This is a genomic window from Andreprevotia sp. IGB-42 (assembly GCF_009848685.1).
Classification (GTDB): Bacteria; Pseudomonadota; Gammaproteobacteria; order Burkholderiales; family Chitinibacteraceae; genus Andreprevotia.
This window is the reverse complement of the sequence record NZ_WXTX01000006.1, coordinates 232,192-258,025: the sequence shown is the minus strand read 5'-3', so window position 1 is coordinate 258,025 and position 25,834 is coordinate 232,192. Positions and strand designations below refer to the sequence as shown.

The window sequence follows — 25,834 nt, the reverse complement described above, 5'->3', positions numbered from 1 at the left end:
AAACGCCGCCCAACCGGGCGGCGTTTTTGTATCAAGAGCTCTTTTGATCGACCGGAATGTGCTGTGTAACTCAGCCGTCAATCTGGCCTTGCTGGGTCAGGGCGTCACCAGGTGGCTTCCTATATGCGCCACCAGCGGCAGGTGATCCGAAGCAATGCGCGCCATGGCGGTGTGATGTGCCCACACCTTGACCAGCCGCTCGCGCGGATGCAGCCAGATGCGGTCGAGCGCAAACACCGGATGGACGGACGGGAAAGTATTGGCCGCCGGGGTTTTCTGGAAACGGTGCACCAGCCAGCGCAGTGGCCGGCCCCAGATCAGCCATTCGTTCAGATCACCGAGCAGCACCACCGGCATCTTGTCGGTATCGAAGTTTTCCAGCAGGCGCTTCACCTGGTTGCGCCGCTCGGCCGGCCGTAGCCCGAGATGGGTGGCCACCACGCGCAGCAAGTGACCATCGCAATCGATATCCGCATCCAGCGCTGCACGTGGCTCCATGCGCCCGAAAGACAGATCCAGGTTGCGGATTGCCCGGACCGGAAAACGGCTGAGCACCGCATTGCCATAGCGGCGGTTGGGCTTGGCGATGGTGGGCCCCGCCACCCCCTGGTATCCGGTATGCGCGGTAAGGATGTCCAGTACATTGGGCAGCCGCAGGTCACCCAGCGGTACCTCCTGCAGCGCGACGATGTCCGCATCGATTTCATGCAGCACCGACAGGATGCGCTCCGGCGCAAAGCGGCTATCGGTGCCGACCGCGCCGTGGATATTGTAGGTGGCGATGGTCAGCGGCCACGGGCCATGGTCAGCGGCTGACGCGGCATCTGACGTCGCTGGCACGGAATCACCTTGATCACCAGATAACAATTCGCCGGTCAGCTCGATGGGTCTGAAATCGTTCATCAAGCCTCCGCAGTTTCAAGGCGGTGCGCGGCGCTGCGGCGCAGATAGCGCCGTGCCAGGAATGCCAGCCCCACCAGCAAGGCGGCAATTGCACCTAGCACCACGAAGGTCATGGTCCCCGGGCGGCGGATGGCCTCGGCAAAGTGGTGGACGAACAGCACGGTGATGATGGAGCCTGGTGCCATGCCGAGCATGGTGCCCAGCATGAAATCACGCATGCGGATATGCGATGCACCGCAAATGATGTTGACCATCACGAACGGCCCAAGCGGTATCTGCCGCAACAGCGCAACGCTGATGATGCCCTGCCTGGATAGCCGCGCACTGAGTTTGTTCATGCGCTGCCCACCCAGCCGGCGTAGCGTATCCCGCCCCAGTTTGCGCCCCATGCCATAGGTAACGGCAGCACTGAGCCCGGTGCCGGACAGCGCATAGAAGATGCCCAGCCATGGCCCGAACACGATGCCGGTTGCTGCCACCAGCACCGCGTGCGGAAACACGAACAAGGCGCCCAGCACGTACACCGCCATCATGATCAACGGCGACAACGGATTGTCGCGGATCTGCTGTGCCAGCACCGATAGGGCTTCCGGGTGCAAGTAGTGCGACAACGGTGTCCAGCGCCACATGGCGGCCAGACCGAAGAACAGCACGGTGATCATGGCAGCAATGGCCAGCCTTTCGCGCAGCGAGCGGCGTGTTTCGCGCGGCACGAATTGCGCGATCAGGTCTTCCGCCGGAACGATTTTTTCGGGGTCCAGCATCGACAATGCCGGCACCAGTGCATCGCTCTCTGCTGATACTTCCGGGTTCAGCTCCGCCAGCGTGCGCCCTTCGGGCTGATGCAGCATGTTGATCATCGTGTGCAGGCGCAGTGCCTTGCCCAGTTCGGCGGCAATTTCTTCTGGTGGCACTCCCAGGTGCTCACCCAGCAGGCGCTCGCGGATGCCGGCAATGGCGCGCTGGATTTGCGGATCGCCATTGGCGGTGATGACGATATTGGCCTCGGTATCCATCACCATCGAACGGTTGTTGAGGTTGGCCGAGCCGATGCTAAGCACATCATCGTCGATGATCATCACCTTGCTGTGTACATTCACGCACTGGTCGCACAGGCCCGGCACCTGCGGGCAATACATGCGGTAGCGGCTGTACTTGTCCAGTGCCTTGAGCTTGGCGTGCTGCCGGGCGCGCTGTACGCCCATGGTCATTTCTTCCAGCCAGCCACTTTCGCTCTGCCGTGATACCACCACGATATCCGGGCCATCGTCGGTTTCCAGGCGCTTGGTCAGCTCCTGGGTGATCAGGCCGGAGGTGAAATACTGGTTTTCGAAATAGATATGGCGCTTGGCGCTGGCAATGGCATCCACGTACAACTGGCGGATTTCCTGCACGCCTTCGTTGCCGTCCATGGTGGGTTCGGTGCGCGCCAGCGCAAGATCGAGATCGGCGAAATCAGGTTCCACATGCTGCGGCCACGGGCAAGGCGGCAGATCGCGCGCGGCATGCAGGTGCTGGCCGGTGGCGATATGCCAGCGCTCGCGCGCTTGGTCACCCAGCATGCGGGCGGCTTCGCCATCGAACATGATCTGCACGTCATGGAACGGCGCGTAGCCCGACCCATCGGCATTGCAGCGCAGCAAGGTGTGATCGGCGTGATCCGGGGTATCCCAGCGGCTGTGGGTAAGGTCCAGCCCCCCGACAAAGGCCAGTGCATCATCGATGACGACGATTTTCTGGTGATGCGAGCCACCGAAAACCGGGTGGCTATCCATGCGGAAATGCAATCTGCGGTGCGTGCGCCAGCCCAGCTTGTAACTGGGCATCCATTCGCGATCGAGCGCAAACAGCACCGTGTAATCCCAATTGAGGATATAGATATTGAGTTTGCGGCGCTTGGAGGCCAGCGCGTGCAGCAGCTCGCCCAAGGGCTCCGGCCAGCCATCGTTGGCCCCCTCGGGGATCAGGTTGAGCCGGCTGTCGATATCCCAACCGATGATGTAGATGGTGTTTCTGGCCTCGACCAGCGCGCGGCGCAACGCCGTGAAATAGGCTTCGCCATCCACCAGCACACTGGCCCGGTCTGCGTGGGCGATGCGCCAGCAATTGCTGCCTGGCTGCAGGCGCATCGATTGTTCGGTTGTCGTTGTTGTCGGCTGCATGATGATTGGGCTGCAGCCAGGCTGCAGCCCTCGGGCTTAGTGCTTGCGGTCCGAATCTGCGCGCTTGGCATCAGCGCGCGCATCGCCTACGGCGGCCTGCACCTTGCCCACGTTCTTCTGGACCTTGCCCTTCAGTTCGGTCGTGGTGTTGCCGGTAACGGCACCTGCCACTTCCTTCACTTTGCCCTTCACCTGTTCGACACGGCCTTTGACTTGATCGCGGTTCATGATCGTTCTCCTTGGTGCTGATGGACCCCTCGGGGCATGCAACCATGGTACGTAGACCAGCCGGGCCTTGCAGTGGGGCAGCTGCGTCATTTGCGGTAGGCTGCTGCTGTCAGCTGGACGCTGTCACAGTTTTGCGCCAGCCGGCCTGCGCCGGGCCTGCATTGGCCCGGCACCCGGCACACATCAGGCCCGCGTATCCATGCCCAGCGACGAGCGCAGCAGCGACGTCTGCACCACCACTTGCGGCACGCTGGTATCGGCAGCCGGAACGGCCTGCACGGCGGTGACCGCATTGACCGCGGGCACTACCGTACTCACCGGAATGGGCGGGGTTTGTATATTGGCCTGGATGCCATTGCCGCCCACCACGTTGGCGGAAGAAACCAGCCGCCCATTGCCACCGGTACTGATACGCACGCCACCCTCTTCGTTCAATGGCTGGGCAGCCTGTACGGCATTGGCCTGGGTGAGAGTTGCCTGGGCAGGGTTCAGCGCGCTTTGCTGGGCGATCTGCGCTGCCGTCAGCGCATTGGCATTGGCTTGCACCAGATTACCTTGTGCATCGACCTGAGCGGCGTTCGGGCTGTTGAGCTCGGCTGCGTTCTGCTGAGCAATCTGCGTGGCAGCGCTGTTACGGTTGGCCAGCGTTTGTGCCTGCAGGTTTTGCGCATTGGTGTTTTGTGCATTGATGAGATCAGCGCCGCGCTGCAGCGGATTCAATGCCTGGTTATTCAAGGTGCTGTTGGGATTCTGTGCCTGATTGAGCGCGGCATTGGTATTCAATTGCGCGTTCAGATCGACATTGGTAAGTACATTGTTGGCCGCTAGCGGGTTATTGACCTGGGCCTGCTGGCTGGCCAGCGTTTGCGCCCGCAGGCTGGCTTGCAGATCGGCCTGTGCCTGGGTTGCCCGCAGATCCGCCTGCGCTTGCGCATCAGCCTGCTGCTGCGCGTTGTTTTGTGCTTGCAGTTGCAAATCTTGCAGGCCTTGTGCCTGCAATGTCTGGTTCTGCTGTTGCACCAGCTGCGCCTGTGCGGCCAAGTCCTGCTGCGACGCCTGGGTTTGCAATGCCTGGTTCTGCCCGGCGAGCTGATCCTGCAGCACCTGGTCCTGCAACGCGGCTTGTGCCTGCTGCGCCTGATTTTGCTGTTGAGTAGCCTGCGCTTGCAACGCCAGGTTCTGCTGTACCGTGGTATTGAGTGGATTGGTGGCATTGAGCGTATTGGCTGCATTGGCCACATTGGCTGGATTCAACGGGCTACCTGGGTTGAGCGGGTTATTGGCAGCCAGCGCATTCTGCTGCGCAATGGTTTGCGCCTGCAGGTTTTGCTGTGCGGGGGTGTTCAGCGGATTGGTCACGTCCAGCGTCAGCGCGTTGGCGGCGAAATTGGCCTGGTTCTGCACGCTTTGCGGGTTCAGCGGGTTGCTGGCGGCGATGGCGTTCTGGCTGGCGAGTTGCTGTGCCTGCAGTGCCTGCTGCGCAGCCGGGCTCAACGGCCTGGCTACATCCAGCACATTGCCGGCGATGTCCGTGGTATCCGATAGTGGGGTATTGTTGTTCAGTTGATCCTGGTTCAACTGATCCTGCTGATTGCCCTGGTTGAGCGCGTTGGCCTGCAGATTGTTGCTGGATCCTGCGTACAGCGGGTTCAACGGATTATTGGGGTCAAGCAGACTGAGTTGGGTATCGTCAGTGGCACCGGCGACGCCCAGGCCATTTGCTGCGCTATCGAGCAGGCTATCGGTCTGATCCGTACCGTTGAGCAGATTGTTGTCGGCATCGTTGTTCAGGTTGAAATCATTCACCAAGTTCTGGCTGACCCGGTTCTGATCGGTAAGCAGCTGCATCGAATTGGCTGCCTGCAGCAGATTGCCGGTTGCATCCGCACCATTGAGCAAGCCATTCTGTGCCAGCGTGCTGACCGTATCGGCAACCGGGTTGAGCAAGGTCTGGCCATTGAGCGGCAACTGCAGCAATACATCACCGGGCGTACCGTCGCTGTTGTAGCTGAGCGTGGTGGTGATAAAAGGCACATTGCCACCCAGCGTAGGCAGGAACTGATTGGCTGTCTGGTTGCTGATCAGCGTATTGATCTGCTCCGGCAGGCCATCAGCGGTGGTGAGCACCGTGCTGCTGCCCTGCAGATCAACCACCGGTGGCGGCAATGCGGTTTGCGATGCGGTATCGATCGGGATGGTGACGACCGGCGTGGTGTTCACGCTGCCAACATCGTTCACGGTGGGGGTAATGACGGGCAGTAATGGCGCAACGGGTTCGATAGCCATGGTGATCTCCCTCCTGATGATTGCGCAATGGGCCGACGCATGGTGCGCTGGCCGCGCGCTGCTGTTGTGTTACAGCTTCGGTTGGTCACCCTCTGACTGGAAAAGGATGGCCTCATTTACTTTGACTGCGATCAACGCGATACGTGCGTCGCCCTCGCCTTCGGGAAACCATTCCCGCACTTCCGGCGTGATCAATGCGTTGATGGATGCACGGTCGCGCACCACGGTGGCATCACCGCGGATGGTCACGTACAGGCCATCGGCAGAGTCGCCATAACTGACCGCTACAGCTGGATGGGCGCGCACCGCTTCTGCCGGATGGCCCTCTACATCCACGAAAAACCACAACACGCCTTCATACGACTTCTGCACCGTGGTCATCGGCCTGGCCTTTACGCCACCCTCTTCCTGGGTGGCGAGGATGGCAACGCGGATGTGGCGGATGGTTTGCCAGAGGGTATCGGCGTCGGGATGGTTATCGGCGGTGCCTGCGGGCATATCGACCTCTCTTTTAACTGGTATTGACGGATTGCGCGATGCGGTTGTTGGCCGGGTTTCCCCTTCACTTTTGAGCCGGGCATCGCGCACGTGTAGTCGCTCAATACTCATTCTTCGCGCACACATGCATTTTGTTGATCGGCCAACCCCGCTTCCCCGTGTAGTCCATCCCCGCTGCGGGCAGCGGAGAGTGCTCCGCCGACGCAACAAGCCGGCACCTGCTGACAGCTGCTTGGCACCGAGGGGAATATAAAGAAAACATCAAAACCCTCAATGGGCGGAGGTCATCATGTCCAACCCAGCAAATGAACACCATGCACACTACGTGCTGCGCCAATGCGGCCCGGCCTGGCTGGCGGTAGATCCGGATAACGCGGATCCGGCGGGCGATCTGGTCACTGATGGCAATGCCGATGCGCACATGACGCTGGATCAGGCAGACACGGTGCCATACGCCAGCGGCAACCAGCGCGTTACCCGTCGCTGGCGGGACTCGCATTAAGCAGCAAACGGGCGCAATGCACTGCGCCCTTTTTTTCAAGCTGCTGTTTCCAGTGCCGTATCACCTACCCAGAGCAAAAGATGGATAAAAGCAGAACCATTCCTCCACTTGCCATGCGGCCACAAGGCACCGGCCATGGCGTGGTGCGGTTCGTCACCACGATAGCCACATCGTTCTACCATGCTGCAGTGGCATGGTCTGATCATCGTGCCGGCAGCAAAGGGGCTGCGCTCGCGTTCTATGTGCTGTTTTCCATGGCGCCATTGCTGGTGGTCGTGATGACGATTGCCGGCCTGTTCTACGATCCGCAGATCGCGCGGGCGGAGATACTCGGCCAGATCGGCCGGCTGGTCGGCGCACAGGGCGCCAGCGCGGTAGAGACGCTGCTAACGAGCTCATCGTCGCGCCACAGCAGTGGTGTGATGGCATGGGTGGCGTCGTTGGCGCTGCTGCTCGGCGCCACTACGGCGTTTGCCGAACTGAAAAGCAGCCTGGACGAAATCTGGGGCATGCCGGAAAAAGCGCGTGCAGGCTGGCTGATCCTGCTGCGCACCCGATTCCTGGCGTTCGGCCTGATCCTGACCCTCACCTTCCTGGCGCTGGTTTCGCTGCTGGTCGATGCGGCACTGGGCATCGTGCAGCGCTTCTGGGCCGATACCTTCCCCATTGCCGCCAATATCCTCGCGCCGCTGTCCACGGTATTCAGCCTGCTGGTCATTACCCTGCTGTTTGCGGTGATCTATAAGTTTTTACCGGAAAAGCGCCTGGCCTGGCGGGAAGTGCTGGCGGGCGCCTGCTTTACCGCCATATTGTTTGCTGCGGGCAAATACGGTATCGGCATTTACCTGGGAAATACCCCTACGCTGAGCGTATATGGTGCTGCCAGCGCAATGGTTGCACTGTTGCTGTGGCTTTATTATTCGGCACAGATTTTCTTTTTCGGGGCGGAACTGACCCGCCAGTATGTGTTGTATACCGATGCCCGTTATGCGCAGCAGAATAAAGTGCGGGAGCAACAGGTGGCGAAAATTCAAGATGCCCGATAGTATGCACAATTGGCGGCAGCGTATATTTCGGTACACTTGCTGTATACCATTTACATGGATCTAGATAAAAAAGAGGGATATCCGGAGATACCCCTCTTTTTTATCCATCGGACATGCTGAAGGCCTCAGCACATCGGCCAGCCGTCCTGGATAGCTGGCAGGTGGATCAACGGCGGCAAGTCAGCAGGCCGAGCAGGAAGCCCACACCGGCAGCCACACCGATGGAGCGCCATGGGTTATCGTGCACGTAGTTATCGGTAGCGGCCGCAGCAGCACGTGCCTTGACGATGATTTTCTGTTCTGTGTCGGCCAGCGTATTTTTCAGCAATTGCAGGTTCAGGCTCAGCTGGTCAGTCACTTCGCGTGTTGCTTCACCACCAAGGGCCAGCGCATTATTGAGCACCCTCTCGGTATCTGCAACGACGGTACGCAAATCGGCAGCCAGGTTGATATCGTTAGCCATGGGTGTTCTCCTTTGTTAAGGGCATATCCCGTGCATGCGGCAATATGCCGATGCAACATGCCCAGTCTACCGTGCGGTTGGCAAGCCATTAACCTGTGCTTATCCCAATATCGTTGCGGATATGTCCGAGGCTGCCGTCGGCATGCGCCGACACTCAACGGTTTTATCGCAGCACCATCAAAAAACCAATTGGAAAATGCCGATCCGGGCATGCTAGCTTGAAAGCTGATTCCCTACACGAGGAGCACGTCATGACCACACCACTTTATATTGCAGAGGTGACTGCGCGTGGCGGCCGGGATGGGCGGATCAAATCCACCGACGGCGTGCTGGATCTGAAGCTGGCATCGCCGGAAGCGCTGGGCGGAGAAGGCGGCGCAGCGACCAACCCCGAGCAGCTGTTTGCCGCCGGCTACGCCGCATGCTTCGAATCGGCAATCCGCTCTGTGGCTTCGCACCATGGGGTGAAGATCACCAACTCGGAAGTGACCGCGCGCGTGGGCATCGGCCGACGGGAGCCCCACGGGTTTGAACTGGCAATCACCTTGCTGGTGGTACTGCCGGGCGTCGACCCGATAAAAATCCGCGAGCTGGCAGATATTGCCCACCGTGATATCTGCCCGTATTCGCACGCCACACGCGGTAATATCGACGTCAAGATCGAAGTGCATTGATCCAAGTGCATTGATCCGCTTGTGCCGTTGATCGATGGCCTTGGCTGGTCTGGCATGCATTCGTCGATGCCTGCTGGACCACCTGCCAAACCGACTTAACTGGCTGCCCGGCACGCACTGAGCAATCCGTTCAACGGTCAGTCGCCAGTTCCCGCAAGTAGCTCAATACCGCCTGTTCCATCACCCGCAGATCATCGCCCGCCTGCGCGATACGGTTACCATCTGCCAGGCCAATCGCATTGCCTGCCAGGTATGCATTGATGATTTCCGGATGGATATAGCACTTCCGGCACACGGCAACGGTATTGCCCAAACGCTCGGCCACCTGTTTGACCGCATCGGCCACCTGCCCTTTGGCGTGGTGGGCGCTTTGCGCCTGTGGCTGCTGGCAAAGCGCAACCGCAGCCAGCACCGTGCCCGCCCAAGTGCGGAAATCCTTGGCGGAGAAATCTTCTCCGCTGATTTCCTTCAGGTATTGGTTGACGTCGCCCGAGGTTACCGGGTGACGGTGACCAGCGTCATCCAGATACTGGAACAGGTCTTGACCCGGCAAATCACGACAGCGCATTACGATGCGCGCAATTCGTGCGTTGTTCAGCTCGATATCGTGATCCTTGCCGCTTTTTCCACGGAAATGAAAACGGATGCGTTTGCCATCGATCGCGACATGCCGGTTACGCAGCGTGGTCAGGCCAAACGATTTGTTCTCGCGTGCATAAACTTCGTTGCCTACACGGATGAAGGTGGATTCCAGCAACAGCACCACCAGCGCCAGTACCTTCTCGCGCGGCATCCCTTGCTTTGCCAGATCACGTGATACCGCAGTGCGGATTTGCGGCAGTGCTTCGCCGAAAGCGATCATCCGGGCAAACTTGCTTTCGTCACGGCGCTCGCGCCAGCGTGCATGATAGCGGTATTGCTTGCGCCCTTTGGCATCGCGGCCGGTGGCTTGCAGATGGCCGTTGGCACGCGGGCAGATCCACACATCGGTCCAGGCGGGCGGGATGACCAGTGCGCGGATGCGCGCCAGGGTGGCCGCATCATCCACCACTTCGTTACCGCGAACGTAAACCAGCTTTCCGCGCCGCGCATGCCGGCTGATGCCAGGCATTGTATCGTTGACATAGCGCAGCCCCGCCTCGCGCGCGGCCTCTGCCGCCTCATCGACTGTTTGCACTTCCACAGCAGACTTACTTGGCACGTTTTACCCTGCCGGCATTTTTGGTGGCCTCGCGGATCATCGCACCGCATGGCGTATCTTCGGCGCCACCCAGCTGGATCAGCGGCAACAATGCCAGCGGCGGCGCCACGAAGCCCAATGCGACGGCGGCCGCCGTGCGACCGGTTGCCTGGGCCAGCGATGGCCGCACGGCCGGCTTCTTGAACGGCCCGGTAATGAGGATGGGACCACGCAATGCCACCAGACTGATGTCCTTGGCCTGGGTCTTGAGGGCGATATCGATCTGCTCGGTCTTGAAGTTGATGTTGCCGCTGCCGTATATCACCTGCTTTTCGGTATCCAGGATCAGCGTACGGATACCGGCGTTGCCGTCCTTCACCGCAAGGTCCGTCACCAGGCAGCGCACCGGCACCGGCTTGTCGCCGGTAAACAGGATGGGAATCAGGTTGGCAACGTCGAGATTGGCCAGACGCAGCAACAGCTTGCTGATTTCACCGCCATTCATGATGATGGCCATGTTGCCGTCGGCACTGCCTAGCATCTGGGCTACCGAATTGCCACGGCCGATGAACTTGGCCTGCGCACCCACCAATCCCACATTAGCCTTGGGGTTTTTCAGTGCCGGCAGCAATTGATCAAGCTGCAGCTTGCGCGCGGCAAGGTCCACGCTGGTCTGGATGGGCGCGACCGTCGTATCCATGGTGATCCGGGCCACCACATTGCCGCCAGCCACGCCCACATCCAGCGGATCCAGGCGGATCTTGCCGTTATCGAGAATCAGGTGGGCTTTCAGGTCATCGAACGGCATTTTTTCCGTCTGGATATGCTGGCCGCGGAAGCGCACATCGGCATTGGCCGCCCGCACTTTTTCCAGATTGTAGGGTGTTTGCGGTAGCACCTTGTCGCCCGGTGGCTGGATGGTTTTACCGCTATCGGCCCGTGCGCCGACAAAACCGGATAGATCCTTCAGATCCAGCGATTTCGAAACCAGATCGGCACGGATGAACTGCGGCTTGGGCGCAAGATCCACCGACCAGTCGCCAGAGAGATCACTGTTACCCACCTTGCCGACAAAGCGCTTGAACGACCACAACTGGTTATCGTGATGCAGAAAGCCGGCCAGCTTGTAGGGCGCGGTGGGCGGCAAGGGGATATGCAGGATGTCGTACAGCTCGGCAAGACTGTTGCCCGCAAGCGTGAAGTTGATGGCAAGCCCGGCCAGCCGTATCGGGTCCGTCACCGTTCCATCAGCGGAAAAACGGGTTTTCCCCACCGTGCCGCTGCCTTTGACGGGATAGGCTGCCTTGGTGTTCTGCAGATCCAGCAATGCACCACCGGTACCGGTCACTTTCAGTGGTAGCGCGCGCATGCTGCCACCGGCGGCAAAGGCAACCGATGCCTGCTGGCCGGTGATGCCGCCTATGGTATCGAGCTTGGCGGTGACGTCGGTCTTGCCCGCAGTATCCAGGTAGTGGATGACGCCTTGGCGGATAGCGACGTTGCCGTAGTGCACCTGCCACTTGCCGGGCTCGGCAGCCTTGTCATCGGCAGTATTGCCAAATTGCCAGTTGCCCTGCCCTTGCGGATTTTTTTCCAGCAGCACTTGCGGATTTTCAGCTACCACATTGAGCAGGCGCACCTCGCGGTGAAACAATGCCTTCAGGTTGAACTGCACCGAAATGCGTTCCAGAGAAGCCATCTCGGGCTTGCTGCCCCAGCTGGCATTACCGAATGAGAGGCGCTCTGCGGTCACTGTTGGATTGCGTGACAGCTGTACGTGCAGATCGCCGTTGATGGCGAATGGCCGCCCGGTGGCAGCAGTGACCCTGCGGCTGATCGGCCCGCGCAGCATATTCCATTCAAACAGATAAATGGCCAGCGCAATGATCAGCAACAGGGCCAGCACGATGATTTTCCAGGCCTGCAGGCGGTGGGTTTTTCGTGTTGTTTTATCAACCATATTTCTGCACCTCGGATTATTTTCTCCCCATTCTGGCCATCCCGGCAGAAACCGGAAGCAGGTGCGGCCTAAAAAATATGTAAGCCATATCTCACGGAATCAGCATTTGCCGGCTGTAGGGCAATACCGACGACCGGAGTGGCCAATTGCGCCATTGCTATCAGCCAATGCCGACATTCTGCCTGGCAACGCGTCAGTTAATCTGTGGAAATGGGGCAGCGGCATCCGGTCCAGCGCCGCAGTCAAAGACTGATTACAACGAGGAGTTAAAACCATGTCACTCGGAATGATATTGCTGATTGTACTGATTCTGGTTGCCATTGGCGCATTGCCAACCTGGCCGCATAGCCGCAGCTGGGGCTATGGCCCAACCGGTATTTCCGGCCTGATAGTTGTGGTGCTGCTGATTCTGCTGCTGACTGGCCGGATATAGCTTTAAAGTTATACTTCCATCCCGTTTTGAGAAAAGGCCGGCTGCAATGCCGGCCTTTTTGCTTGAAAATCAATTACGCATCCAATCAGCAACACTGGCAGCAATGCCGATTCAGTTTCCACGGTTGTGCAGTGATCAATGGCGGGAAATATGCGGAAAAGACCTGCTGGCAGGCCGATAACGCTGGTTGATGCGTTCGTTCAGATTCATCAACGGCGTTGCCGATATCCCGTGGCACAGGATGGACAAGCCCACTACGGTCAGCACTGCCGAAAGGAACGGTTCCTGATAGCGTTGCGGCAAGCCGTGGCCGATGGCATAGCTCACGTAGAACAATGAGCTCACGCCACGGATACCGAACCAGCTGATCAGGCGGCGCTGCGTGCGGGTAACCGGGGTCAGCATCAAACCCACATAGACGGAAACCGGCCGCACGACCAGAAACAGCACCGCAGCCAGCAAAGCGCCGGACCACGACCAGTAGCCTGCCGATAACAACACCCCCACGATGAAGACCATGGCGAACTCTGCCATGTGCTCCAGTTGTTCGTTGATGGCAAGCACCTCCTGCGCCATATATGCCGATGCCTTGTCCGGATGGGTGGCAACCTCTTCTTCCTTGCCGCTTTCCACACTGCCGATCACCTGCGGCGCGGCGCGGCCGCTACTGGAGCGATGCTCGATGCGCCTGACCGCAGCACCGGCAACAAAAACGGCGATGAAGCCATTGCAATGGAGCAAGGTGGCAACACCATAGGTCAGGCAGATGGTGCCCAGCGCAATGAACTCCTCCCGTCCCAACGCCGCATGGTGACTGCGCAGGAACGGTACACCTCGCCCCACCAGCTCACCCAGCAGCCAGCCCAGCACGATCCCGCCCACCACGCCGAACAGCAGGTCCTGCAGCAACCAGGCCTTGCCGAATTCCAGCCCCTGCCCATAGCGGCTGGTCAGCAGGCCCAGCCCCAGCAACACGAAAGGCATGGCTACCCCGTCGTTGAGGCCCGCCTCGCCCGTCAGGCTAAAGCGGACCTGATCCGCATCGCCGGCGTTCTGTACCTGCACATCGGATGCGAGTGCCGGATCGGTAGGTGCCAGCATGCTGGCCAGCAACAGCGCGGGTACGGCGGCCAGCCCCAGCAGCCACTTGCCGGCCAGTGCCAGCAGGACGATGGAAATGGCCAGTGTAGGCAAAGCCAGCCGGAAAGCGATCTGCCAGCGCACGTCACCCATGGGCAGCCGCAGCTTGAGCCCGGCTGAAAACAGCGATAGAACCAGTGCGATTTCGCACAGGAACAACAGGATGTGGTTTTGCCGGATAGGGTCGATACGCACCCAGTCCATCACGCCCGGTCCGGCAGCGTAGCCCAGTACCAGGTAAAGACTGGCAATGCTGATCGGCAGGTATCTGATACGGTGCCCGACCATCACCATCGCCAGCAGGCACGCGCCAATCAACGCCCAGGCGAATGCGCCCGATTCCATATTCACGCGTGGGCACCGTGCCGATTGCTGCGATACATGCTCTGTCCCCTGGATCACTGTTTGGTCAATCACGCGCGGATGGCGCGCCACTGCGGGATTAGAGCGCGAAGCGCCGCACAGCGGTATCCGCAGCGCGCGCGTTGCCCTGTCAGCGCAGAACCTGCTCGCGCGTGTACAGAGTGCTGACAGTGCCGGTTTCTGCGCGGGCGCGCCTGTCGGCAGCGCCTGACAGGGTACGGGGTGAGTGCTGAGCACAAGACCAGCGGCGCACGGATGCAGGGGGCTTGCGCGCTTCCGTAATCTTTGCCATGCGCACCTAGCGGTTGGCCAGGCGCCGGGATAAAGGAGCCGATGATGAAAACATCGAGACGAAATACTGCCGTATGGCGCCCAGTCATAGCCAGTGCTGCACTGGTTTTCAGCGTTGCCATGGCGGTAAAACCTGCTGATCCCCAACTGGCGCAGGCCGCTGCCGCGAAGACCGAAGCACTGGCACCGACCGGCGTGGAAGACTGCACGGACTTGGGGCGCGGCTTGGCCCGTGACAACGCCAGCGTCACCAACGCCGCCATGGGGCGCCGCCCGGTGTATTCGCAGCATATCCCCTGCCGCAAGGATCCGGGTACGCCGCAAGAGAGCAGCGATTCATCAGCGCACCCACTGGCGCCAGGCCACCGGATGATCTGAGTGTGCTGCGCCCAGCGCGCCTTGCACTGATAGAAGGAGCACGAAAATGCCGGAGAACCATATCCCGGGTGCCATTGCGCCCAAAGCAGATGCAGGCAAGCGCACCGATTGCAAGACCATGACAGCCGGGCGTGACAGGATACTTGATCGGGTACCACGTTATCTGGTGATTGCTGGCGCTTTATTGATCGGCACCACCAACTGGAGCAGTAGTGCCATGGCCGCCACCAGTAATGCAGTGGCAGCAGGTGTGACGGCACCGACGGTCAAACCTGGCATCAAACCGATTTCCGATCCGGAGGCGCTGGCTTTCTTCGATACCGCAGCGCGTTCCGACCTCGCGCAAATCCGCATGGCGCGCTATGTGGTGCGCACCGCAAAAGACCCCGGGGTCATCTTCTTTGCCAAGCGCATGCTGCAGGAACATGGCGCAGATTTGCAGCAATTGAGCCAATTGGCGCACAACAAAGGCGTAAAGCTGCCCACCGAACTTGAAACGGAAAGCCTGCAATTCATCACGCGGCTGGAAAAGCTGCAACCGCCGATGCTGGAACACGAATATGCGGCCATAGGCGGGATCAACTTCCACCTGAAAGAGCAGGCCGCCTACAAGAAGCAAGCCGAAGACGGCAAGGACGAAACGCTGAAAAGCCATGCCAGGGATGCGCTGCCCAAGATTGCAGACCACATCCGGATGGCACGGCATCTGATTGCCAATACACAGAGCGAATGATGCGCTGCCCACGCATGAAAAGCGCGCACGGAGCGCGGGTGGCGTCGAGCCGGAAAGCGCCTACAGCGAATACCGCCGTTACCCTCCCCGGCCACCGTGGCGGAGCCTACATTGCCTTTTCATGCTGTCAGATACATTGCTGGTAATGGCTTGCAACGATACCGGCGCAAAGCCTGCTAAAACCCAGGAGCCAAAAATGAGGAAGACATTCCAACTTCTACGCGAAGAAACCTTGAAGCCAGGTGCAAATCTGCAGGACATCCTGCGCCGATGCCACGCACTGGCTGTACGGCTGCAAATGAAGCCGGCTGCCGCGTGGATTGAATTGGAGTTGAACGGTTATCCGTTGTCCGCTCGCCTGCCCGATTATCGTGTCGTCGCCGTGCACTCGTGCATGAAGTTATCCAACCAGCGCATTGAAGTCGAGCGTGTGCTGGTTCCTACGCCATTTGTGCCGGCTGATTTGCAGCATGAAACCGGCCATAGTCATTTGCGCAACGGAATCGCCGATTACCTGCCATTGATGGTGGGGCGTCGCAGCGATGAGTTGTTCGATTACTGGCCCGAGCACCATGTAAAGCGCCTGAACCAGTTGCCCAATCTGCCGGTGGATCTGGTATGCCGGCAAGCATGGAAAGTATTGCCAAGGCAGGCGATACGCGATCTGGTTGAAGGGATACGCGTGCAATTGCTGCGGATGCTGCTGGAAATGGAAACCCGTGCGCCACGTATGGCAATGGCCGATGCAGATTTGCCGCGTGCGGCAAATGGCCATTATCCACTACCGCCACAATCCCGGCTGGGCAGGGTTGGCATGCAGATTGCCAAATAGGTTGACGTTGTCTAACCGGCATGTGCATTTACCCGTAAAGATGCAGTACTCAACAGGAGACGGAATTTTATCCGGAAACCGTCAATAACATCAGTCACAAGGAGAAAACAATGCTCTATTACGCCGTCGTCTTTTTTATCGTTGCCATCGTAGCCGGTCTGTTTGGGTTTACAGGCATTGCAGCAGGTGCGGCAGATATTGCCCGTATTCTTTTCTTCCTGTTTGTGGTCATCTTCCTGGCCAGCCTGGTGCTGGGCTTCCTGCGAGGCTGGTAACGCACCCGTAAAAGCGGATTGATCCATTCAATCCGCTTTTTTTCCATTGAGATTCCGCGATGCGCCAGGGGTGGCGGTACCAACGTCACCCCTAGTTGCCCTCGCAAGGTGTGCTTGCGGATGATCAGCTCGTTACGGGACGCACCAATGACCGATTCCCTGCTCCGCATACTGATCGCAGACGATCATCCCATCGTTTTACAAGGCCTGTTCGACCTGATTGAAGCCGAAGCTGACCTGCTGGTTGCCGGTCAGGCGGAAAGTGGCGATCGCGTGCTGGATCTGCTATCGCAAAACGATTATGACGTCATCCTGCTCGATATCGCCATGCCCGGAAAAAACGGGCTGGATACGCTCGATGCCATCCATCAGTTGAAACCGAGCCAGCCGGTGCTGATCTATAGCCATTACCCCGAGGCCCTGTATGCCGCCATTGCCATGCGTGCTGGCGCCAATGGCTTCATCAGCAAGGGCGCCGCACCGGACGAGTTGCTGGCTGCCGTACGCAACGTGGCCAGGGGCAACCACTACCTGTGCCCATCACTGCTGGAAAGCCTGATCAATGCAGAAGCGGTCAGCGCCGATGGTGAAACACCCTCCTCGCTCACCAATCGCGAGTTCCAGATCTTCTACAAGCTGGCTCGTGGCGAATCGCTGCAGAGCATTGCCGAAACACTGGGCCTGAGCGTGAAGACCATCAGCAGCTATCGCAGCAATATCCTGCAAAAACTGCATCTGGATTCCAATGCCGATCTGATCCGCTACGCGGTCAGCAGCGGCTTGGTCCAATAGACCGCTCCACTACCCCCGCCTGGCCCTCCATGGCGGCGGTTCATGCGCTGTTCATCGCAGCATTATCCCTTTGGCTGCTGGCTCCCTGCTGCAGGTTGCAACCAAATACCCATTTCCCTTCCGCCAAGACGGACTGTAACTGGTAGTACTTTCTTTCCTGCAGATCGCTCGCACTGCAAATGCAAAAAGGCCCCGCAGGGCCTTTTTGACTGGGGCCGAAGTTGCTTAGCTCACCAGCGCCGCCTCCACCCGCGCAGCAAGCTGCTCGGTGGTGCCGGTGGTGCGCATGCGCAGCAGCACCAGCGAGCGGCCGGCGATATCCACATTGTCGCCACTGGCGTATTGCGGCAGCCCGTCCGGTGCCGGGTCTGCGGTATCGATCAGCCGGCTCCAATGCGTACCGCCGTTGACTTCAGGCAATGTGAACACCACTGTTTCATAGTGGGCGTTCAGGATCATCAGCAGGGTGTTGTCGCCGGCGTGACGGGTAATGGCAGTGGCCTGCGCGCGGCCATCCATCAACATGCCGAAGCAGCGCATATTGCCGTCACCCCAATGATCGGCTGTCAGCTCCTGGACATCCGGCGCCAGCCAGGACAAGTCGCGCACTTCCAGTGCCTCGTTCCACTCGCCGGTCAGGAACCGGCTACGGCGCAGGATAGGAAAGGATTGGCGCAACAGCGTGAGCTTGCGCACGAAGGCGGTCAGCGCTTCGTCGGCCTGATCGATGTCATCCCAGTTCAGCCAGCTCAGTTCGTTATCCTGGCAATAAGCATTGTTGTTGCCCTGCTGGGAATTGCCGAATTCGTCCCCGGCCAGCAACATAGGGGTGCCTTGCGACAGCATCAGTGTGGCGAGGAAGTTGCGCTTTTGCTGTTCGCGTAGTGCCAGGATTTCCGCGTCATCGGTATCGCCTTCGGCGCCGCAGTTCCACGAACCGTTGTTGGAGCTGCCATCGTTGTTGTTCTCGCCATTGGCGTCGTTGTGCTTGTCGTTGTAGGAAACCAGATCATTGAGGGTGTAGCCATCATGCGCGGTGATGAAATTGACACTGGCCCACGGCCGGCGACCGCGATGGTTGAAGTGATCAGCCGAAGCAGTTAGCCGCGTGGCCAGTTCACCCACGATGCCTTCATCACCCTTCCAGAATGCCCGCACGGTATCGCGGTAACGGTCATTCCATTCAGCCCAGCCTGGTGGGAAACCACCCACCTGATAGCCACCCGGGCCGCAATCCCATGGCTCGGCAATCAGCTTGCTGTTGGCCAGGATTGGATCCTGACGGCAGCTATCAAGGAAACCACCGCCTTCATCAAAGCCGTGATCTTCTCGGGCCAGGATGGTGGCCAGATCGAAGCGGAAGCCATCCACGCGCATTTCAGTCACCCAGTAACGCAGGCTATCCGTCACCAGCTGCAGCACGCGCGGATGCGACAAGTTCAGCGTATTGCCGGTGCCGGTATCGTTGATGTAGTAACGCGGATCCGGCGCCATGCGGTAGTAGGAAGCATTGTCGATGCCCTTGAAGGACAGCGTGGGCCCCAGTTCGTTGCCTTCGGCGGTGTGGTTGTAGACCACGTCCATCACCACCTCCAAGCCGGCACGGTGCAGACGGTCTACCATGCCTTTGAATTCCGAAATGGAATCGGTGGCGAAGTAACGCGGATCTGCGGCGAAGAAACCGATGGTGTTGTAACCCCAGTAATTGGTCAGGCCGTTGTCCAGCAGATGGCTGTCGTTGACGAACGAGTGGATCGGCATCAGTTCGACGGTGGTCACCCCGAGGCTCTTGATGTAGTCGATCACCTCGCGCTCAGCCAGGCCGGCAAAGGTACCGCGGCGGTTTTCGCTTACATCCGGATGCAGCTTGGTATAGCCACGCACGTGCAACTCGTAGATCACCGTTTTATCCCATGGCACGCGAAAGCCGTTGCCCTGCTCCCAGTTGAAAGTGCTATCCACCACCACGCATTTGGGCACGAACGGTGCGCTGTCGCGCTCATCGAAGCTCAGATCCCCATCAGGGTGCCCGATGGTATAGCCGAACACCTCTTCGCCCCACTTCAGTTGCCCGATGTGGCGCTTGGCGTATGGATCAAGCAGCAGTTTGTTGGGATTGAAACGATGGCCGTTCTCCGGCTCGTACGGGCCATGCACACGGTAACCGTAAACGGTGCCCGGGTGCAGATTGGGCAGGTAGCCGTGCCAGATTTCATCGGTGTATTCGGGCAGGACAATGCGTTCCAGTTCTTTTTCACCCGCATCATCAAAAATGCATAGCTCCACCTTGGTAGCGTGTGCCGAAAACAACGCAAAATTGACGCCATTACCGTCCCAGCTTGCACCGTGTGGTACCGGCGAGCCTTCCTGTATGGTTGACGCAATTGACATGACTTACCCCGCATGAGTGGATGGTTGAGCGATGACTCCACTATCACTTTTCCCTTCCAGCCCCGCTGTCAGACAGTCAAGGCTGCTGCGCCAGCCACAGCCCAAAACGCCGTAGGAATGGTCTGGCAAAGTAGGCGATCGACCAATGAAGAACGCCTGCAGCTGCAGGCGTCTGTTTCAAGGGCAATGCGTTCCTATTGCGTAGAACGACTTGCTGCGCGATTGGCCAGGGCGCGGGAGATTTTGCCCAGCGCAACACCAACCAGAAAGGTATACAGCACACGTTTGAACATATTGATGTCTCCGTTTGCAGCGGCTTGATGCGCTTATTTGGGTTTCACCACCAGCTGGTTGTTGACCGAAGTCACGCCTTCGAGCGCGGTGACGGTATTGACCACTTCCTGCTGTTTGGCCTCGCTGTCGACATTGCCTTCCAGCGTCACGACGCCGCCATTGGTGGTGACATTGAGCTTGAGCGTGGACAGACCGGCATTCTTTGCCAGCGCGGCCTTCACCTTGGTGGTGATGCCGGCATCATCAAGCTTGGCACCTGCCTCTGCGCTTTTTTCCTTCACGCTGTCCTTGATATCTGCCGCGGCAGCGCTGGCATCAGCCTTGGCATTGTCCAGCGTGCTGGAGGTGCTCGGAGTCGGTTCCGGAGTGACATCCGGCACCGCGGTCAAGGTGGCGCTTTCCGTGCTCGGGGCCGTTGTTTCATCCTTGCGATCGCAAGCGGCCAGAGACAGGGCGCCAGCGGCAATCAGTGCCAGTACCGAAACTTTGCGCAAATGGTTCATGGTGTTTCTCCTTGCAGTGGTGAAATGGGTCAGGCTCAAACGATTTCATCAGGCAACAGGTTCGACTGCATCAACCACCGCGGCATGCGTGTGAAACGCGCAATACCGGCACGCAGGCGCTATCTGTTGCACGGATCAGCTGGCGCGCTGCAAACCGTGCTTGTCGCTACGGCGCGCTACGGCATCGCGGCGGCGGCGGTTACTGGTGTCCGGTGCGCTGTCGCGCTCGTACCGGTTGCTGACACGGCGTTGGATCCGCTGGCGTCCGCCCATGTCGTCGTCGTTCCACAGGCGGTCCAGGTCCAGATGATTCAGGGTATTGTTCGAATTCATTACTGTTCTCCAGAGGATTTAACCGGCTTTCACGCCGCTTCAGTAACAGGATATGAAAATGACTGGAACCGGACATGTCGCCAACAACCGATCCTGCTGTAGGGAGACCATCGCGCGAAATGTCGGCCCAGACCTACGCGCCGCCACCGCCGCATAAAAAGAAAAAGCCCGCTGGGGGCGGACAGCGGGCGTTGCCTGAAACCGTTGTTTCAATGAAAGAAGATGTAAACCAGCACCAGGATCGACGCAGGAACCCCAAGCAGCCAGGCCAGCAGATATTTACCCATGATTTTTTCCTCGTCGGCATTGCGATGAACATGGAACCAATCTACCTGCCCTGCCCGCTTCCGGATGTGGCAGCGGGCCGCATTCGATTGTCGGCCTGCACGGGTTTGCCAAGTAGGCAATGGCTGATGCTTAAGCTGGTGCTTCAGTTGGTGGCATTGCGATGATCCAGATGCCAGATGCCCCAAGGCAAGGGGCTGGCAAGGTCTGCCAGTGCACATTTGTCTTCTTCCACCTGCAGCGTCTTTCCGGTCAGCACGTTTTGCCAGGTAGCGTCCGGCAACGCATGAGGCAGCAACAGTGATGTATTGCGCCAGCGTGGTGCAGCCACCTCCAGATGCGGGCCATCACCCAGCGCCAGCGGCCACCGCGGCACCACCACCAGCAAGGTATCCAGGTCACGCTGACGCAGGAAGGCAATGGCGTGGCCGGCACATTCACCATGCAGTTCCAGCGGCTGGTAACCGCCATCAAGGAACAACGCGGGTATCGTGCCGCGCAATTGCAGCAGGCGCTGGATGATCGCCTGCTTGATGCGCCCGTCACGCCAACTATCGAGCAGCGCCAGCACCGGGGCATCGTCGGACCCCAGAATCATGTGCTCAAGTGCATCAAGGCGCTCGGGAAAGTCGACTGCACGCCGGTTATCCGGGTCCACCAGCGAGCCATCCCAGAACTCGGTGCCCTGATAGAAGTCGGGCATGCCTGGCACCGTGAGTTTCAGTACCGTTTGCGTGAGCGAATTACTGGCTCCAGCCGCACCGATCTTGCCCACAAACTGCGCCAGCTCCTGTACGAAGGGGCCGCCCGGCTGCAGCAGGTTTTCGATGAAGTGCTGGCAGGCAGCCTCGTAGACAAGGTCCGGAACCAGCCAGTCAGTGCGAAGCTTGGCTTCCCGCTGCGCTTTCAACTGTCGTGCAACGATGCGGGAACGGAAGTCCGCGAGCCCGACCGCATCGGCGGGGTTAAGCGTCAATGGCCATGCGCCGACCAGTGTCTGGTACAGCATGGCTTCGTAATCCCGCCCCGGCGCTTGCGCGCCAGCACGGATGCAGATTTCGTGATTGAGACGATGCCAGCGCTCGACGAGTTCGATCCAGCGTTGCGGAATTTCGCTCAGCACCGCCAGGCGCATGCGCACGTCCTCACCACGCTTGTGATCGTGCGTGGCGGTGGCAAGCATTGCATGCGGGTAGTGATGTTGCCGTTGCTGGACCAGATGATGGAACGCTTCGACCGACAGCGCGAAGACACCGGGATCGGCACCGACTTCGTTGCGCGAGATCAGCACCCCGTAGCGATAGAACGCGGTGTCTTCGACCGATTTGGCTGCCACGGGCGACGTCAGCTGCAGAAAACGCCGCCGTGCCAGCAGCAGCGCCGCATCTTCTGCCGCATGTGGCTCTGGTTGCGTTGCAGCGCCAAACCCCAGCCAATCGCGGATCGCCGCGAGCACCGGCCGATCGACCCGGCGCAGTGCGTCGTTGGCGGCATCGAAAGCGGTAGCGAAATGCCTGCGGTCCGCCGCGTTTTGCCCGTCGTACACGCGGTAAACCGGAAAATGCACCACCAGCTCGATCAATGCCCTGCGGATGGCGTGAAACGTGATACTGCGTGCATCCAGATCGCGCCGGGCCAGCGCGAGAAAGGCATGGCAACTGGTATCGAGCTCGCTGGAAAAATGCTCGGTCAGCACCTTGCGCCGGGCAGCGAGTGCCACGCTGGCATAATCGGCCAAGGCTTCCCCGGCCCAGTTCTGCCAAGCGTCATGCAACACCAGTTGGCCTTTGTCACGGTGCAACACTGCGCTGACTTCGTTCATGAAGTCATAACCGGTGGTGCCATCCGTTTGCCAATCGTCCCGCAGCACTTCATCGGTACCGAGGATCTTTTCAACCACGATCCATGGCCGCTCCAGTGCGGCTTCTGGCGGCCGGGCAGGCAGTAACGCGGTCAAGCGCTCGCGCAGTTGCCGGCAATAGGCGCCCGGGTCAGCCAGGCCATCGATATGGTCGATACGGATACCATCGATCAGCCCTTCGGCAAACAGTCTGAATGGCAGCGCATGAACTGAATCGAAGACCTGCGGCTGTTCGATGCGCAGCCCGGCCAGCGTGCTGACATCGAAGAAACGCCGCCAGTTCACCTCGTCGTTTGCGGCGGTCCATTGCGACAGCCGATAATGCTGATGTTCCAGCAGCGCGTGCAGCATGGTGCGACCGGCTGCTTCACCAACGTCGAACGCGTGATTGATGGCTGCATGCATGCGTTGCCCGGCCGCCGTGGCCAGCAAGGCTGCTGTTTGCGCATGCAACTGCCCCAGCGCCGCCGTACGTTGCGTGCCGTGGCCGGGCGCTTGCGCCTCTTCCACCAGTGGCAACAATGCTTCCGCCTCCGGCGACCTGGCCGCACGCAGCACGGCGCCGTGGCCGAACAGGTTGAGCGGGAAGCGTTGATCGAAATAGCTGATGAAAAACTGCCCGGCGGCAGCATCGACTGCCAGCTTCAGCTCGCCGGCGGCGAGCGCACCGCCGTATTCCTGCCCCAGCGCGGGCAGCATGATCTTGCCACGCAAGCCCGGCACCGTGGTTTGCCAGTCGATGTCGAAATAGGTGGCGTATTCGCTGGCCTCGCCATGGGCGAGTACATCCTGCCACCATGGGTTACCGGGCCCACCCACGCCCATGTGGTTGGGAACGATATCGGCAATCAACCCCATATGCCGGCGGCGCAGGGCGGCTACCAGCCGCCGCAGCCCTTCTTCGCCACCCAGTTCGGCGCTGACCTGCGTGGGGTCGGCCATGTCATAACCGTGCAGCGAGCCGGCTTGTGCGGTGGTGATCGGTGATGCGTACAGATGGCTGATACCCAATCCGGAAAAATAGTCGAGGTTGGCGAGCGCATCGTCAAAGGTGAAGCCGTGGTGCAATTGCAGTCGATAGCTGGCGAGTGGCGGCATATGCATGGCAGCTCCGATCATGGTTGAACAAGGGGGATTATCGTGGCGACCGGCAGCGGTATGGCTTCCGCAACGACGGCTTGGGCCTCCGGCAGCGGTGGTTTTTGCAGGAAGAACACGCAACTGTCCGCAGCCAGCTCGCCTTCCTGCACGCCGGATGCTGCCTGTGCGGGGGTCTCGAACAACACCTGGTGCAGCGCAATGTCATCGGTTGCGATATTCAGCGCCGCTGGTAGCGCAATGCCGGCGAGCGGCAGTGGCGCAGCGGAAAAATTGGCCCACGCAGTCAGCAGCAGGCCGTTGCCCAGTTGCCACTGCGCAACCACGCCGGTATCGCCCAGCGGCAGGCCATGCAGCGCCTGCGTGCCATGCAGGTACGGCACGATGGCGCGCTCACGCTGGGCCAGCAATTCGCGCGTGAATGACAGCCAGGCGGTATGCTCCGGGTTATCCAGATCCGGCTTGCCGGGGTTGGATGTCTGGAAGGTTTCAATGACATTGGCATCCGGCACCACCTGCCCGGAGCGGGCGGTAAACGCAGCAAATTCGCGGTTGCGGCCAGCCATGATGGCCTGCGCCAATTCGGGCTCATGATCGGTGAAGTACAGGAACGGCGCTTCTGCCCCCCACTCTTCGCCCATGAAGCACAACGGGATCTGCGGGCAGAGCAGCTGCAGCGCCTTGGCGGCGCGCAGCGCTGCCGGCCGGGCCAGCTGCAGCAGGCGCTCGCCCATCACCCGGTTGCCGATCTGATCGTGGTTTTGCAGGAAGAAGATGAAGCTGGCTGGCGGCAGGTGGGCACTGCGCGTGCCGCGTGCCGCACCGGCATGGTTGGCCGATGGCTCGCCTTGGTAGGCAAACCCTTCTGCCAGGCAGCGCGCCAGTTGCGCGGCAGGCTGTTCGGCAAACGCTTGGTAGTAGCCGGTCTGCTCACCTGTCAGCAACACATGCAACGCGTTATGCGCATCGTCGTTCCACTGCGCATCGAACAGGCCATCACCGATGAACTCGGCCTGATTGTCCTCGTTTTCCAGCATCAGGTGGATGTGGCGCTCCGGATCAAGCCGCGCGCGGATCTGCAGAGACAGATTATGCAGCCAGCGCTCGTCCTTGAACGCATGCACCGCATCGAAACGCAGGCCATCAAAGCGGAACTCGTTCAACCAGTACAGCGCATTGTCGATGAAGTAATCGTTGACCGCGGTAGCCCGATAATCGATGGCCGAACCCCATGGGGTGTGGCGGTCATCGCGGAAGAACGATCTGGCGTAGTGGCCCAGGTAATTGCCATCAGGCCCGAAATGGTTGTACACCACGTCCAGAAACACCTGCAGCCCCATGCCGTGGGCGCTGTCGATGAATGCTTTCAACTCATCCGGGGTGCCATAGTTTTCCTGCGGCGCATACGGCAATACGCCGTCGTAGCCCCAGTTGCGTTCACCGGCAAATGCGCCGATCGGCATCAACTGGATGGCGGTATAACCCACGGCCACCCATTCAGGCAGGCAGTGGCGCATTGCTGCAAAGCCGCCCAGCGCGCCAGCGTGCACTTCGCAAATCACGCTTTCCTGCCATGGCCTGCCTCGCCAGAACGGGGTTTGCCATGGATATGCCGGGGGTTCGGTGAGTACGCACCAGCCGTGCGGGCCGCCCTGCAATGCGCGGGCGGCCGGGTCTGGCACCGTATTGCCGTTGACGACGTAGCGGTAATGACTGCCTGGCTGCAACGAAGCCAACAATTCGAACCAGCCGGCCTCGCCATTGGCCTCCACCTCGGCCATTGCCTGGGTAGCATCCGGCGTTGCCAGCAATACACTGCTGGCATCCGGCGCCCATAGCCGGAAGCGCGTGGTGCCATCGGGGAGCGTTTCTGCCCCCCAAGTCAGTGGTTGATGGAAACCGGCATGTGCTGCAGTGCTTTCACCCATGA

At 59.8% G+C, this 25,834-nt stretch carries 24 protein-coding genes; 10 read left to right on the top strand and 14 right to left on the bottom strand.

The features are described 5' to 3' along the window. Positions 1-96: 96 nt before the first annotated feature. From IGB42_RS11485 to IGB42_RS11465, 5 genes are all read right to left on the bottom strand, one after another. Entirely contained in the window at positions 97-903 is an 807-nt protein-coding gene (locus IGB42_RS11485; RefSeq protein WP_159671642.1) for an endonuclease/exonuclease/phosphatase family protein, read from the bottom strand. Then, complete coding sequence (locus IGB42_RS11480; protein WP_159671640.1) at positions 903-3,065, bottom strand: VTT domain-containing protein; 2,163 nt, start codon at positions 3,063-3,065, stop codon at positions 903-905. Before IGB42_RS11480 ends, IGB42_RS11485 begins: the two co-directional genes overlap by 1 nt. Positions 3,066-3,101: 36 nt before the next feature. Continuing rightward, positions 3,102-3,293, bottom strand: coding sequence for a CsbD family protein (locus IGB42_RS11475; RefSeq protein ID WP_159671638.1), 192 nt, complete (start codon positions 3,291-3,293; stop codon positions 3,102-3,104). A gap of 183 nt (positions 3,294-3,476) precedes the next feature. Next, the gene (locus tag IGB42_RS11470; protein WP_159671636.1) at positions 3,477-5,579 is read right to left on the bottom strand and encodes a hypothetical protein; all 2,103 of its coding nucleotides are present in this window, start codon (positions 5,577-5,579) and stop codon (positions 3,477-3,479) included. 69 nt (positions 5,580-5,648) lie between these two features. Continuing rightward, a complete protein-coding gene (locus IGB42_RS11465) occupies positions 5,649-6,077 on the bottom strand; it encodes a pyridoxamine 5'-phosphate oxidase family protein (RefSeq protein WP_159671634.1) in 429 nt (142 codons plus the stop codon). A 289-nt stretch (positions 6,078-6,366) separates the two neighbouring features. On the opposite strand from IGB42_RS11465, the gene IGB42_RS11460 reads away from it, so the two are divergent. Next, a complete protein-coding gene (locus IGB42_RS11460; protein ID WP_159671632.1) occupies positions 6,367-6,579 on the top strand; it encodes a hypothetical protein in 213 nt (70 codons plus the stop codon). Positions 6,580-6,659: 80 nt separating this feature from the next. Further along, complete coding sequence (locus tag IGB42_RS11455) at positions 6,660-7,625, top strand: YihY/virulence factor BrkB family protein (RefSeq protein ID WP_201799908.1); 966 nt, start codon at positions 6,660-6,662, stop codon at positions 7,623-7,625. Between the two features lie 166 nt (positions 7,626-7,791). Here IGB42_RS11455 and IGB42_RS11450 read toward each other — a convergent pair whose 3' ends face one another. Next, positions 7,792-8,088 (bottom strand): YqjD family protein, encoded by a 297-nt coding sequence (locus IGB42_RS11450; RefSeq protein ID WP_159671630.1) that lies wholly within the window; start codon positions 8,086-8,088, stop codon positions 7,792-7,794. A gap of 251 nt (positions 8,089-8,339) precedes the next feature. Here IGB42_RS11450 and IGB42_RS11445 point away from each other — a divergent pair, with 251 nt between their 5' ends. Further along, on the top strand, positions 8,340-8,762 hold the full coding sequence (locus tag IGB42_RS11445) for an organic hydroperoxide resistance protein (protein ID WP_159671628.1): 423 nt from the start codon (positions 8,340-8,342) through the stop codon (positions 8,760-8,762). Positions 8,763-8,892: 130 nt separating this feature from the next. Here IGB42_RS11445 and IGB42_RS11440 read toward each other — a convergent pair whose 3' ends face one another. Together IGB42_RS11440 and IGB42_RS11435 are read right to left on the bottom strand one after the other, a co-directional pair. Further along, positions 8,893-9,939, bottom strand: a complete 1,047-nt coding sequence (locus IGB42_RS11440) for a DNA topoisomerase IB (protein WP_236822551.1) — start codon at positions 9,937-9,939, stop codon at positions 8,893-8,895. A 13-nt stretch (positions 9,940-9,952) separates the two neighbouring features. Next, on the bottom strand, positions 9,953-11,902 hold the full coding sequence (locus IGB42_RS11435; RefSeq protein WP_159671626.1) for an AsmA family protein: 1,950 nt from the start codon (positions 11,900-11,902) through the stop codon (positions 9,953-9,955). A gap of 274 nt (positions 11,903-12,176) precedes the next feature. On the opposite strand from IGB42_RS11435, the gene IGB42_RS11430 reads away from it, so the two are divergent. Continuing rightward, on the top strand, positions 12,177-12,335 hold the full coding sequence (locus tag IGB42_RS11430; RefSeq protein WP_159671624.1) for a DUF3309 domain-containing protein: 159 nt from the start codon (positions 12,177-12,179) through the stop codon (positions 12,333-12,335). Between the two features lie 135 nt (positions 12,336-12,470). Here the strand turns inward: IGB42_RS11430 and IGB42_RS11425 are convergent, their stop codons facing one another. Further along, positions 12,471-13,820 (bottom strand): sodium:proton antiporter, encoded by a 1,350-nt coding sequence (locus IGB42_RS11425; RefSeq protein ID WP_236822558.1) that lies wholly within the window; start codon positions 13,818-13,820, stop codon positions 12,471-12,473. A 429-nt stretch (positions 13,821-14,249) separates the two neighbouring features. Between IGB42_RS11425 and IGB42_RS11420 the strand changes: the two genes are divergently transcribed. The 5 genes from IGB42_RS11420 (at position 14,250) to IGB42_RS11400 (ending at position 17,139) form a co-directional block, all read left to right on the top strand. Further along, positions 14,250-14,507 (top strand): hypothetical protein, encoded by a 258-nt coding sequence (locus tag IGB42_RS11420; RefSeq protein WP_159671620.1) that lies wholly within the window; start codon positions 14,250-14,252, stop codon positions 14,505-14,507. A 46-nt stretch (positions 14,508-14,553) separates the two neighbouring features. After that, positions 14,554-15,240, top strand: coding sequence for a DUF4142 domain-containing protein (locus IGB42_RS11415; RefSeq protein WP_159671618.1), 687 nt, complete (start codon positions 14,554-14,556; stop codon positions 15,238-15,240). Between the two features lie 196 nt (positions 15,241-15,436). Further along, complete coding sequence (locus IGB42_RS11410; protein WP_159671615.1) at positions 15,437-16,072, top strand: hypothetical protein; 636 nt, start codon at positions 15,437-15,439, stop codon at positions 16,070-16,072. Positions 16,073-16,182: 110 nt separating this feature from the next. Then, a complete protein-coding gene (locus IGB42_RS11405; RefSeq protein WP_159671613.1) occupies positions 16,183-16,347 on the top strand; it encodes a DUF1328 domain-containing protein in 165 nt (54 codons plus the stop codon). A gap of 147 nt (positions 16,348-16,494) precedes the next feature. Continuing rightward, positions 16,495-17,139 carry a response regulator transcription factor gene (locus IGB42_RS11400; RefSeq protein WP_159671611.1) on the top strand — a complete coding sequence of 215 codons (645 nt, stop codon included), beginning with the start codon at positions 16,495-16,497 and terminating at the stop codon, positions 17,137-17,139. Between the two features lie 225 nt (positions 17,140-17,364). On the opposite strand, the gene glgX is transcribed toward IGB42_RS11400, so the two are convergent. From glgX to IGB42_RS11385, 3 genes are all read right to left on the bottom strand, one after another. Next, positions 17,365-19,530 carry a glycogen debranching protein GlgX gene (gene glgX / locus IGB42_RS11395; RefSeq protein WP_159671609.1) on the bottom strand — a complete coding sequence of 722 codons (2,166 nt, stop codon included), beginning with the start codon at positions 19,528-19,530 and terminating at the stop codon, positions 17,365-17,367. 326 nt (positions 19,531-19,856) lie between these two features. Continuing rightward, a complete protein-coding gene (locus IGB42_RS11390) occupies positions 19,857-20,327 on the bottom strand; it encodes a BON domain-containing protein (RefSeq protein ID WP_159671607.1) in 471 nt (156 codons plus the stop codon). Between the two features lie 135 nt (positions 20,328-20,462). Further along, positions 20,463-20,660 (bottom strand): hypothetical protein, encoded by a 198-nt coding sequence (locus IGB42_RS11385; protein ID WP_159671605.1) that lies wholly within the window; start codon positions 20,658-20,660, stop codon positions 20,463-20,465. A gap of 74 nt (positions 20,661-20,734) precedes the next feature. Here IGB42_RS11385 and IGB42_RS11380 point away from each other — a divergent pair, with 74 nt between their 5' ends. Continuing rightward, positions 20,735-21,112, top strand: a complete 378-nt coding sequence (locus IGB42_RS11380; RefSeq protein ID WP_159671603.1) for a hypothetical protein — start codon at positions 20,735-20,737, stop codon at positions 21,110-21,112. Here IGB42_RS11380 and treY read toward each other — a convergent pair. Both treY and treZ read right to left on the bottom strand, forming a co-directional pair. Beyond that, complete coding sequence (treY, locus tag IGB42_RS11375) at positions 21,091-23,910, bottom strand: malto-oligosyltrehalose synthase (protein ID WP_201799907.1); 2,820 nt, start codon at positions 23,908-23,910, stop codon at positions 21,091-21,093. The two genes, IGB42_RS11380 and treY, sit on opposite strands and share 22 nt — an antisense overlap. Positions 23,911-23,921: 11 nt before the next feature. After that, entirely contained in the window at positions 23,922-25,832 is a 1,911-nt protein-coding gene (gene treZ / locus IGB42_RS11370) for a malto-oligosyltrehalose trehalohydrolase (RefSeq protein WP_159671599.1), read from the bottom strand. Positions 25,833-25,834 lie beyond the last annotated feature (2 nt).